Genomic DNA, 11734 nt, shown 5'->3' on the forward strand with positions numbered 1-11734 from the left:
CGGGGCAAACCATTAAAATGACATCAACATTAGAGACAGTTAGGGAGAGCAAAATGTCCAAAGGGCAATCCCTCCAGGATCCGTACCTGAACATCCTGCGCAAGGAGCGCATTCCGGTGTCCATCTTCCTGGTCAACGGGATCAAGCTGCAGGGCCAGATCGAGTCCTTCGACCAGTTCGTGATTCTGCTTCGCAACACGGTCAGCCAGATGGTCTACAAGCATGCCATCTCCACGGTGGTGCCGTCGCGCAACGTGCGTCTGCCGGCCCAGGATCCCAATGCGGCCCAGGAAAGCTGATCGCGAGGCGCTGATTGTTTTTCGAACGTCCCGACGCCGGTGAAACGGCGGTACTCGTCCATGTCGACTTTCAGGACGACCAGGAGCGCGAGGATCCGGGTGAATTCCTGGAACTGGTGCGCTCCGCCGGGGCCGAGCCGGCGACCCTCATGCAGGGGAGCCGGCGGCGTCCCGATCCCCGCGCCTTCATCGGCAGCGGCAAGGTCGAAGAGCTGCGTGAGCTGCTCGCGATCCATCACGCCGAGCTGGTGATCTTCAATCATGCCCTGAGCCCCTCCCAGGAGCGCAACCTCGAGCGCGCCCTGAAGTGTCGGGTGCTCGATCGCACCGGCCTGATCCTGGACATCTTCGCCCAGCGAGCCCGAACCCACGAGGGCAAGTTGCAGGTCGAGCTGGCTCAGCTGGAATACATGGCCACGCGCCTGGTGCGCGGCTGGACTCACCTCGAGCGTCAGAAGGGCGGCATCGGCCTGCGCGGGCCGGGCGAGACCCAGCTCGAGACCGACCGTCGCCTGCTGCGCGCGCGGATCAAGGCGATCCACAAGCGCCTCGACAAGGTGCGCAGCCAGCGCGAGCAGAACCGACGCGCCCGCTCGCGGGCCGAGATCCCCAGCGTTTCGCTGGTCGGCTACACCAACGCCGGCAAGTCGACGCTGTTCAACACCCTGACGGCCTCGGACGTCTATGCCGCCGACCAGCTGTTCGCGACCCTGGATCCCACCCTGCGTCGTCTCGAGGTCGCCGATGTGGGGCCGGTGGTGATGGCCGATACCGTGGGTTTCATCCGTCATCTGCCCCACAAGCTGGTCGAGGCCTTCCAGGCCACCCTGCAGGAGGCCGCCGAGGCCTCGCTGCTGCTTCACGTGATCGATTGCGCCGACCCGGACCGCGAGCAGAACGTTGCCGAGGTCGAGGGCGTGCTGGCGGAGATCGGCGCCGACGAGGTGCCGTGTCTGCGGGTCATGAACAAGATCGACCTCCTCGACAGCGCGCCGCGTATCGAGCGCGACGGCCACGGCGTGCCCGAGGTGGTGTGGCTGTCGGCCCAGCAGAACCGGGGGCTGGACCTGCTCGCCCAGGCGCTCTCGGAGCGCCTTGCCGAGGATCTGATCGAACTGGACCTGACGCTGGCGCCTGAACAGGGTAGGCTACGGGCGGGGCTGCATGCGCTGGATGCGGTCCAGGACGAACGCTTCGACGAGCAGGGCCGGACTCTGCTGTCGATTCGTCTGCCCCGGCGCGAGTTCATGCAACTGCTCGCCCGTCAGGGCGAGAAAGCCGAGGATTACCTGCCACCGGAGGAACTCATGCCCCCGGCCTGGGCGGACGGTATCCGGGAATGAATCGATCGTGGACGCCCCCGACGGGGCGCCCCGGCAATCGACGCACATCGCAACATGCTTAGTGGAGACGACGTATGGCTTGGAACGAGCCAGGTGGGGGCGGCAACCAGCACGACCCCTGGAGCGGCGGCGGCCGACGTGGCGGCGGCGGCAATGGCGGTAACAACCAGGGGCCTCCCGATCTCGACGAGGCGCTGAAGAAGTTTCAGGACAAGCTCAACCGCATGCTCGGCGGCCGTGGCAAGCGCGGCGGCAGTGGCGGCAACGGCGGCGGTGGTGGCAAGCGCAGTACCTTCGCCTTGCCGGGGCTGCTGGCGGTGATCGCCCTGGCGATCTGGGCGGCGTCCGGCTTCTATCTGGTCGACCAGTCCGAGCGCGGCGTGGTGCTGCGATTCGGCAAGTTCCAGGACGTGGTCACTCCCGGCCTGCACTGGAATCCGCCGATCGTCGATGACGTGCGCATGGTCAACGTGACGCGGGTGCGTTCGATCTCCCAGACCAAGTCGATGCTCACCAAGGACGAGAACATCGTTCAGGTCGAGATTTCCGCGCAGTATCAGGTCGCCAATCCCCGCGATTACCTGCTCAACGTGCGTACCCCGGAGCTGTCGATCGAGAACGCCCTGGATTCGGCGCTGCGCCACGTGGTGGGCGGCACCGAGATGGACGACATCCTGACCTCGGGCCGTGAACTGCTGGCGGACACCGTGTCCACGCGTTTGCAGTCGTACCTCAACAACTACGGTATCGGCGTGCGCATCCAGGCGATCAACGTCGAGTCGACCTCGGCGCCCGACGCGGTACAGGACGCCTTCGACGACGTGATCAAGGCGCGCGAGGATCGCCAGCGCATGATCAACGACGCGATCGGCTATGCCAACGCCATCATCCCCGAGGCGCAGGGCCAGGCGCAGCGCATGATCGAGCAGGCCCAGGGCTATCGCGAGTCGGTGGTGGCCAAGGCGCAGGGGCAGACCAACCGCTTCAACTCGCTGCTCAGCGAATACAAGCAGGCGCCGCAGGTCATGCGCGATCGCATGTATCTCGACACCCTGTCCGAGGTGCTGAGCAAGACCAGCAAGGTGCTGGTGGATATCGACAAGGGCAGCCCGCTGATGGTGTTGCCGCTCGACAAGCTGGGGCTCCAGGGCGGCCAGTCCTCGAATGCCTCGAAGGATGTCGACGTCTCGCCGTCACTGATCGAACAGATGCGCAACAATGACGCCAGCCGTTCCTCCAGTAGCAGTTCGTCGTCCAGCAGCATCCGCAGGGAGGGTCGTTAATGATCAATAACCGTTCCCTGCTCATCGTCGCCGGCGTCGCCGTGGTCGCCTGGGTGGGCAGCAACAGCCTCTACATCGTCAACGAGACCGAGCGGGCCATCAAGCTGCGCTTCGGCGAGATCGTCGAGGCCAACATCCAGCCCGGCCTGCACTTCAAGGTGCCGATCACCAACACGGTGCGCACCTTCGATGCCCGCGTGCTGACCCTCGACACCGACACCAGCCGCTACCTGACGCTGGAGAAGAAGGCGGTCATCGTCGATTCCTACGTCAAGTGGAAGATCGTCGATCCGGCGCGTTACTACGAGGCGACCTCGGGCAACGAGCAGGCCGCCGAGCGCCTGATCTCGCCGCGGGTCGACGAGGCCCTGCGCAACCAGTTCGGCAAGCTCGAGCTGCAGGAGATCATCGCCGAGCGGCGCGACGAGCTGATGTCGGGGCCGACCCAGGAACTCGACAAGATCATGCGCAAGGAGCTCGGGGTGGCGATCCTCGACATCCGGATCAAGCGTATCGATCTGCCCGACGAGGTGACCCAGGCGGTCTACGAGCGGATGCGCACCGAGCGTCATCGCGAGGCCCGCGAGTATCGCGCCCAGGGGCAGGAGCAGGCCGAGAAGATCCGCGCCAACGCCGAGCGGCGCCGTCAGGTGCTGCTCGCCGAGGCGCAGTCGAAGTCCGAGACCCTGCGCGGGCAGGGCGATGGCGAGGCGGCCTCGATCTACGCCCAGGCCTATCAGCAGGATGCCGAGTTCTTCCGCTTCTATCGTAGCCTGGATGCCTACCGCAACAGCTTCGACGGCAAGGACGACCTGCTGGTGCTCGAGCCCGACAGCGACTTCTTCCGCTATCTCAACAGTCCCGCTCCGCAGCCTGCCGAGGGCGACGGATCCTGACCGGCGGGCGGCCTCCCGGGGTACACCCGGGGGGCAAACATGATAGAATCCGTTGACCGGGCGTCGCCCGGTTTTTTTGTGGCCATTCATCTCTGGCAGGACGGGCAAATGACCATCGCTGATCGCTGGCTGCTCCCTGACGGCATGGACGAAGTGCTTCCGCCGCAGGCGAGTCGCATGGAGGAGCTGCGCCGTGCGCTGCTCGACCTCTACCATCGCTGGGGCTATGACCTGGTGATGCCGCCACCGGTCGAATTCCTCGATTCCCTGCTCACCGGTACCGGCACCGATCTGGACCTGCAGACCTTCAAGCTCACCGATCAACTGACCGGGCGCATGATGGGTGCCAGCGCCGACGTGACCCCGCAGGTGGCGCGCATGGACGCCCACTCCCTCAAGCGGCGCGGGCCGGCGCGATTGTGCTACTGCAGCCACGTGCTGCGGGCCAAGGCCGATCCGCACCAGGGGGGACGCAGCCCGGTGCAGGTCGGCGTCGAGCTGTTCGGCCATCCCGGGCTGGAGGCCGACCTCGAGATCCTGCGTCTGGCGCTGGACAGCCTGGTGACCGCTGGGGCCGGCGAGATTCACCTGGCGCTGGGCCACATCGGCATCTATCGGGCCCTGGTGCAGGCCGCCGACCTGTCGCGGGACGCCGAAGCCAACCTGTTCGAAGCCATCGAGCGCAAGTCGCCGGCCGAGACCGACGCGCTGGTCGGCGCCCAGATCGACGACAGCGGGATTGCCCGGATGGTGCGCGCCCTGCCACAGTTGCACGGTGGCCTCGAGGTCCTCGACGAGGCGCGGCAGGTCTTCGCCGAGGCACCGGCCGCGGTGAGCGATGCCCTCGACCAGCTCGAGGCGCTGTGCCGGGGCGTGGCCGGGGGGCACGACGATGTCACGCTGTACCTGGACCTGGCCGACCTGCGCGGCTACCAGTATCACACCGGGATGATGTTTGCCGCCTACGTGCCCGGTTATGGTCAGGCACTGGCCAAGGGCGGGCGCTACGACGATACCGGCCGCGCCTTCGGTCGCGCCCGTCCGGCCACTGGCTTCTCGATGGACCTCAAGCTGCTGGCCACCCTGGTTCAGCAGCAGCCGGCCTGCGACGGGATCTGGGCACCCGCCCTGGAAGTCGGCGAGACCCAGGCCGCGGCGCGACTCAACGAGGTGGCCGGTCGCCTGCGTGCCGCCGGCGAGCGCGTGGTGCAGGCCCTGCCGGGACAACAGACCGGCCCGGCCGAGCACCGCTGCAACCGCCGCCTGGTGCGCATGGGGGACGACTGGCAGGTGTCCCCGCTGGAGTGACGACGACCGGGGACGGTGTTGCCTCTCCACGGTCAGCGGATTCTTCGATCACAGAGACGAGAGTAATGGGCAAGAACGTAGTCGTACTGGGCACCCAATGGGGTGACGAAGGCAAGGGCAAGGTCGTCGACCTGCTCACCGAATCGGCGTCCGCCGTGGTGCGCTTCCAGGGCGGTCACAACGCCGGCCACACCCTGGTCATCGATGGCGAGAAGACCGTCCTGCACCTGATCCCCTCAGGGATCCTGCGCGAGGACAAGACCTGCGTGATCGGCAACGGCGTGGTGCTGTCCCCCGAAGCGCTGATCAGCGAGATTCGCGAACTGGAGGCCAAGGGCGTGCCGGTTCGTCAGCGTCTGCGCCTGTCGCCCGCCTGTCCGCTGATCCTGCCGTACCACGTGCGTCTCGACCAGGCCCGCGAGAAGGCTCGCGGCGTGGCCAAGATCGGCACCACCGGGCGCGGCATCGGCCCTGCCTACGAGGACAAGGTCGCGCGTCGCGGATTGCGCCTGGGCGACCTGCTGCACCGCGAGCGCTTCGCCTCCAAGCTGGGCGAGGTGCTGGACTATCACAACTTCGTCCTGCAGCACTACCACGGCGAGGCGCCGGTGGATTTCCAGCAGATCCTCGACGAGGCCATGACCATGGCCGAGGAACTGCGGCCGATGGTCTGCGATGCGGTGAGCCTGGTCCACGAGATCCGCAAGGCCGGCGAGAACATCCTCTTCGAGGGTGCCCAGGGCTCGCTGCTCGACATCGACCACGGCACCTATCCGTTCGTCACCAGTTCCAACACCACGGCGGGTGGCACGGCGACCGGTTCCGGGGTCGGGCCCTTGTACCTCGACTACGTGCTGGGGATCACCAAGGCCTACACCACTCGCGTCGGCTCCGGGCCGTTCCCCACCGAGCTGTTCGACGAGTTCGGCCGTCACCTGGCCGAGAAGGGCCACGAGTTCGGTGCGACCACCGGCCGCCCTCGGCGTTGCGGTTGGTTCGATACGGTGGCGCTGCGCCATGCGGTGCAGATCAACTCGGTGTCGGGGATCTGCCTGACCAAGCTCGACGTGCTCGACGGCCTGGAAAACATCCGCGTCTGCGTCGGCTATCGCAGCAAGGATGGCGAGCGGCTCGATACCCCGGTGGATTCCGAAGGCTACGAGGCGGTCGAGCCGATCTACCAGGACCTGCCGGGCTGGAGCGAGTCGACGCTGGGGATCAAGCGTGTCGAGGACCTGCCGGCCAACGCGCGTGCCTACATCAGCTTCCTGGAGGAGCAGACCGGCACCCCCATCGACATCATCTCCACCGGCCCGGACCGCAACGAGACCATCGTGCTGCGCAACCCGTTCGACTGAACCGCGTCGCTCGCGTCCGCCGAGTCACGGACCCGCCATCCTGCGATGGCGGGTCTTTTCGTTGCAGGGGATAGCTGCGCCGGGTCAGTCGCTGCCTGCCGGGCTGCGCCGAGAACGCAGCAGGCTGGCCACGGTGGTGGCCAGCAGGGTGGCGCCAGAAGGGAAATGGGCAAGCGGTCAGTCGTAGCGCGACCCTTGCCCTGGTCAGGTCAACGGGTACCGGTGCTGCTGGCCGCTTCGGCGGCACTCTCGTTGGCGAGCAACTGGCGCATGGTCTTCAAGCCGAGATTGCCCCCCGAGTCGAGGGTACTGTCGAGCCAGACGATGGCCTGTTCCTGACTGACGTTTTCGAGCCCGTTGGCCCGCAGATAGGCCTTGGCCAGGGCCAGTCGCGCCGTCGGATGACCCTTTTCGGCGGCCTCGTAGAGATACTCGGCGCCCTTGGATCGATTCATGGGCAGCAGGTCGCCGCGCAGGTACTCGCGGCCCAGCGTGGCCATCGAGCCGGCGTGGCCCTTTTCCGCCGCATCGGCCAGCAATTGCTTGCCCCGGTTCACGTCCTGGGTGACGCCGAAGTCGCCATACAGCAGTGTCCGGCCCAGATACTGCTGGGCGGTCAAGTCGCCTTGATCGATCGCCTTGTTCAACCACTGCCGGGCCTTTTCCGCGTTCTGAGTGACCCCGACCCCTTCCATGTAGTCCTTGCCGAGCAGTTGTTCGGCATAGGCGTTGCCGCTTCGCGCTGCCGAGCCGAGATACTTTTCGCCGGCCTCGACATCCCGTTGCACGCCGGTGCCGGCGAGATAGGCCTGACCCAGGGTGATTCGCGCGGAGGTCACGCCGTGTGCGGCGGCACGCTTCAGCAGGCGAACCCCTTTCGCGGGGTCGGCCGGCACGCCCTGACCTTTCAGATAGATCTCGCCGAGCGTGGCGCCGGCGCTGTCGTGGCCGCCGGCGACGGCTCTTTCCAGGTAGTCGATCCCTTTCTGCCGGTTGCGCGCGACGCCCTGACCCTGCAGGTACATGTCGCCCAGCGTGGCCAGGGCCCCGGCGTTGCCGTTGCGTGCCGCGCGGTTCAGCCAGGTTCTCGCCAGCTTGCCGTTGGCCTGCACGCCCCGGCCATTCAGGTAGGCGCGGCCCAGATCGACCATGGCCGGGGTATCGCCCATCTCCGCCGCCTTGCGAAGCGCGCTGATATCGCCCCGACGCCCGGCTTCACGATACGTGCGTGCCAGCGCTTCGGTCGCGGAAGGATGGCCGCTCTCCCGGGCCTTCCGGAGCCAGTATTCCGATTTCTGGAAATTCCGGGATACCCCCCGGCCTTCACGATAGGCGCGGCCCAGCACGACCATGGCATAACCGTCGCCGTTGTCAGCCGCTTGCTCGAGCATGCTGACGGCGTCGGCGGGGTTGCCGTGATTGAGCTTGCCGTTCAGGTAGGCGTCGGCCAGCTCGGTCGCCGCGGTCATGTCACCCTGATCCGTGGCCTGGCGAAGCCATTTTTCCGCCTGATCGGGGTTGAAGGGCAGCACCTGGCCCTCGAGATAGGCTTCGCCGAGTTTCCGGGCCGCCGTTGTCTGCCCCTGATTGGCGGCTTCCTCGAGGAGGCGTTGCGCGCGAGTGGGGTCGGCGGCCACGCCGGAGCCGGTGAGGTAGGCTTCACCCAGTTGCTGCGTGGCGTACGCGTGGCCCGCCTGATGGCCTTTCTCGAGGTAGTGCACGGCACGCTCGGGTTGAGCCCGGACGCCGTCGCCTTCCATGTAGACCCGGCCCAGTGCCGCATAGGCCAGGGGATCGCCTGCGTCGGCGGCCTTTTCCAACAGGGCGATGCCGCGCTGGGTCGATTGAGGCAAGGTGTCTCCGCTCAGATAGGCGCGTCCCAGCGTGACGGCGGCATTGACCGATCCTTCCTGGGCCGCGGTCTCCAGCCAATGGCGTGCCTTTTCGGGGTTGCTGCTGACGCCGTAGTCGCCCAGATAGGCCTTGCCGAGCTTGGTCATCGCTTCGACATCGCCGCCCTCGGCCGCCTTTTGCAGCATGCTCAGACCGCGTTGCTGACGGTCGGTCTCGAGCATCATCTCGCCGGCTTCGCCGAGCGCATCGGGTTGCCCCGAATCGGCGGCCTTCAGCAGCCAGTTTTCGTGCTTTTCGGGTTGCGGCCCCAGCAGGCCATCTTCAGCGTAGAGCCGGGCCAATTGAACCATCGCCCCGCTATCACCCGCCTTGGCCTCGACGCGTAACGTATCCGCGTAATGTTGCGCGTATTGCCTGGCCCGTTCGGGATCGGTCTCCAGCCAGCCTCCCGGGGCATGCGCGGCGGCGAGCGCCTTCAGGGCATGGCTGCTGCCTTCCCGGGCAGCGGTTTCGTAGAGTTGCCTGGCGCGCTGCGGATCCGGCTCGGTACCGACGCCTTCGACGAGCATGTCGGCCAGGTCGTTTCTGGCGCTGTTCATGTCACCGTTCTCGACGGCCTGCTGGAACAGGAAATACGCCAGCACCGGATTGCGCTCGACACCCTCGCCGTCGCGATAGAGGCGACCCAGTCTCGCCGACGCATTGTCGAGGACGGAAGAGGGGTCGTGCAGCGCCTTGGCATAGAGCGTTGCGGCACGGCCGGGGTCGCGGGGAACTTGTTCGCCATCGTCATAGAGCTTGCCGAGTTCGTAATAGGCCGGCTCGAACCCTTCGCGGGCCAGGGCCTGCAGGCTGCTGATGCCCTTTTCCGTCTTGCCGCTTTCCAGCGCCTGACGGGCGAAGTCCATGCGGTTCCATGTCAGGTTGTCGGCCTGGACCGGCGTGCCGCCATCGAACCAGTCGTGATATTGCGCGGGAAGTGTCGATTCGACCGCGCTCATGTGTTGACTCTGACCGACCGCGCAGCCACCCAGCCAGGCCAGGCCAAACGCCAGCGCCAGCGGCGTCACGCCGGCCCTCAGCAGCCGGCGGTCGGATGGAAGAGTGGGGGTGAGATATTTCATGCTTGCCTCCCTGGCCTTGAAAGCTCGTTTCCTGGGCCCGTCATTCAGTTGCGTTCGGGAATCGCTATGTCGGCTCTTTCCTGCTTTTCCTGGGATTCTTCGTATCGGGCGCGTTGCTGCTTGCCCGGTGGCATGAAGTACAGGGTGATATAGCCACCGGCGCCGCGGTTGTAGACGGGGCGATATTGCTCGAGGAATTTTTCCAGATCCGGCTGCTGGAAATGGGTCAGGTAGATTTCCATCCAGGTGAAATACTGGTCGTACTTCATGAAGCCCTGGTACTGCTCGTGAGGCGCATAATCCTTGAGCTGTGACGGGTCTTCGATGATGGCCATGAGATAGTTGACCGCGTCTCTGATGGAGTGCCCGTTGACTTCCAGGTTGAAGACGTCATAACCCTGACGGGAAATGATCTGCATGTTGGTGACGAGATACAGGAGCGCGTAATTCTGGTAGTGCGTAGCACGCCGCCCCCTGGAAAGTTCCAGCGGGAACCCGCCTTCCGGCGTCATGTCGTTCAAGGCCGAGTAGATCGCGCTGACGCCGAACTGGAAGAGCTCGTCGTCATCGGTCAGGATGCCGATCATGGAGGCATACAGCGCCCGGCGATAGAAGTGGTTGTTGCAGCAACTGCCCTTGAGACCGCCCTGGATGGCGGAATGGCGCTTGGCCAGGCGATTCAACCAGGCGTCGATATTTTTCTTCTCCTCCTCCATGCCCTCGATCCTCGGCCGCACGATGGAGTAGGCCATGGCGGCACCGAACATCATCGACTCCGTGGAGTACCAGGCCTGGCGGTCATCCAGGGAATAATAGAATTTCCACAGGGCATTGGCTTCTGCCCATTTGTTCAGGTAATTGATCAGGCATTCACCATAGTAATTGTCCTGTGTGGCCACGTAGGCGCCCGCAAGCTGGCTGACATCCTCCGAGAAGTCGAACATCGGCTGCGAGGCCTCACGCCAGGCCTTGGGGCTGGGATAATAACCCGGGATCCGGATGCGATTGTCCAGCGGAGGCTTGGACAGCATGGACTTGCAGCTTTCTGTCATCTGAAGATGATCCATGCGCTCGAGCAGCATCGAATTGTCCGTGTTCTCGAGCGTTTTCATGCGAGCATCGACATCGAAAAAGGAGGCGTTCGGATCCGTCACCGTGTATTTCGAGAAGTCGATGTTCTGTCGTTCCTCGTAGCTGTAAGCCATGGCCTGCTGACAAGCCATGGCGGCCAGTACCAAGAGGAAGAGCGTGTGCAACCAATGCCGGCTGCCTGTCTTCCTTGTCGGGCAAGGTTTTTCGAAAATCATTCTTTCATCCCTGAATCGAAATACGATGGAGGCGGCAAGGCTCGATCAGCTTTGGGGAATATAAATGTTGAAGTCGCCGAAATCCGCATGCTGGTCTTTCGGTGTTCGCCAGTCCTTGCCATGGCCGCCAAAGAACGTCGAGAACATGACGCCATCGATGGTGACGGCCGGTGTCGTCCGATAGACGATGCCGTGCTGTTCGAGCATCGGCTTGCCGTCGATCCAGACTCTGGCGATGCCGTTCTGCTTGTCGGGATCGTTGAGGATGATTTCCTGCTCTATCGTGGTCCACTGGCCGGTGGGAAAGATCCACTTCCCGCGTCCCACGGACTCGCCGTAGTCGCTGTCCTTGTTGACGACATATTCGTAGAGTTCGCCCTGACCCTGCTTGCGCCACATGAAGCGCATGGAAAAGCCATTCTTGCCGGTGACGGCGTCGCCGCCGCTGGGGGCGTCGCCCCCGTACAGGCCCGGCAGCTTGCCGCCCTTGACGAAATCGAAGCCCGGTTCGAAGCGAACGCGATAGGTCAGGCAGGCACGTTCGCTGCCTTCCAGGGCCTTGAACCTGGCGTAGAAGCCCGCCCCGCCTTCTTCGGTGTCGCTGGGCGCGGAGGTCCCCTTCGGATAGGCGACCCGAATGGCGGGCTCCTGCAGGCCGCTTTCGGCTTTCGACAACAGCGTCACGTTCTTGTCGATGCCCCAATGCTTGTCGGCCGTGAACTGCTCTTCGATATCCTTTTCCATGGATCGGGCCGCGGACCTGGGCGTGGGAGACGCGATCAGCGTATAGCGCTCGGAACATTCCGCGACACGGGGCACGGATAAGCCGTCATCGGCCTTGCTGTCCGCGATCGCCAGTGTCGAAAAGCCGCCGAGCAGGCCTGACAGACCCAGGGAGACGACCAGCGGTGCCATCAAGGATCGCCGACGTGAACGAGCACCGCCTGGAGATGATGGGCGGG

General features: G+C 64.9%; 9 protein-coding genes. 6 read left to right on the plus strand and 3 right to left on the minus strand.

The features are described from left to right. Positions 1-53 precede the first annotated feature (53 nt). The 6 genes from hfq to KGR00_RS04215 all read left to right on the plus strand — a co-directional run bounded on the left by hfq (position 54) and on the right by KGR00_RS04215 (position 6487). The gene (gene hfq / locus KGR00_RS04190; RefSeq protein ID WP_129141100.1) at positions 54-299 is read left to right on the plus strand and encodes an RNA chaperone Hfq; all 246 of its coding nucleotides are present in this window, start codon (positions 54-56) and stop codon (positions 297-299) included. Between the two features lie 14 nt (positions 300-313). Continuing rightward, positions 314-1642 carry a ribosome rescue GTPase HflX gene (hflX, locus tag KGR00_RS04195; RefSeq protein WP_129141099.1) on the plus strand — a complete coding sequence of 443 codons (1329 nt, stop codon included), beginning with the start codon at positions 314-316 and terminating at the stop codon, positions 1640-1642. Between the two features lie 74 nt (positions 1643-1716). Continuing rightward, positions 1717-2925 (plus strand): FtsH protease activity modulator HflK, encoded by a 1209-nt coding sequence (hflK, locus tag KGR00_RS04200; protein WP_129141098.1) that lies wholly within the window; start codon positions 1717-1719, stop codon positions 2923-2925. Further along, complete coding sequence (gene hflC, locus KGR00_RS04205) at positions 2925-3821, plus strand: protease modulator HflC (RefSeq protein ID WP_129141097.1); 897 nt, start codon at positions 2925-2927, stop codon at positions 3819-3821. Before hflK ends, hflC begins: the two co-directional genes overlap by 1 nt. A gap of 108 nt (positions 3822-3929) precedes the next feature. After that, on the plus strand, positions 3930-5129 hold the full coding sequence (locus KGR00_RS04210) for an ATP phosphoribosyltransferase regulatory subunit (protein ID WP_224417551.1): 1200 nt from the start codon (positions 3930-3932) through the stop codon (positions 5127-5129). Positions 5130-5194: 65 nt separating this feature from the next. After that, positions 5195-6487, plus strand: coding sequence for an adenylosuccinate synthase (locus tag KGR00_RS04215; RefSeq protein WP_224417550.1), 1293 nt, complete (start codon positions 5195-5197; stop codon positions 6485-6487). 209 nt (positions 6488-6696) lie between these two features. On the opposite strand, the gene KGR00_RS04220 is transcribed toward KGR00_RS04215, so the two are convergent. From KGR00_RS04220 to KGR00_RS04230, 3 genes are read right to left on the minus strand one after another with little or no spacing between them, the layout of a single operon-like run. Beyond that, positions 6697-9465 (minus strand): tetratricopeptide repeat protein, encoded by a 2769-nt coding sequence (locus tag KGR00_RS04220; protein WP_224417549.1) that lies wholly within the window; start codon positions 9463-9465, stop codon positions 6697-6699. A 44-nt stretch (positions 9466-9509) separates the two neighbouring features. Then, positions 9510-10772 carry an alginate lyase family protein gene (locus tag KGR00_RS04225; protein ID WP_224417548.1) on the minus strand — a complete coding sequence of 421 codons (1263 nt, stop codon included), beginning with the start codon at positions 10770-10772 and terminating at the stop codon, positions 9510-9512. 45 nt (positions 10773-10817) lie between these two features. After that, a complete protein-coding gene (locus KGR00_RS04230; protein WP_224417547.1) occupies positions 10818-11687 on the minus strand; it encodes a polysaccharide lyase in 870 nt (289 codons plus the stop codon). Between the last annotated feature and the right edge of the window lie 47 nt (positions 11688-11734).

The sequence above is a fragment of the Modicisalibacter sp. MOD 31.J genome (genome assembly GCF_020147985.1).
Classification (GTDB): Bacteria; Pseudomonadota; Gammaproteobacteria; order Pseudomonadales; family Halomonadaceae; genus Modicisalibacter; species Modicisalibacter coralii.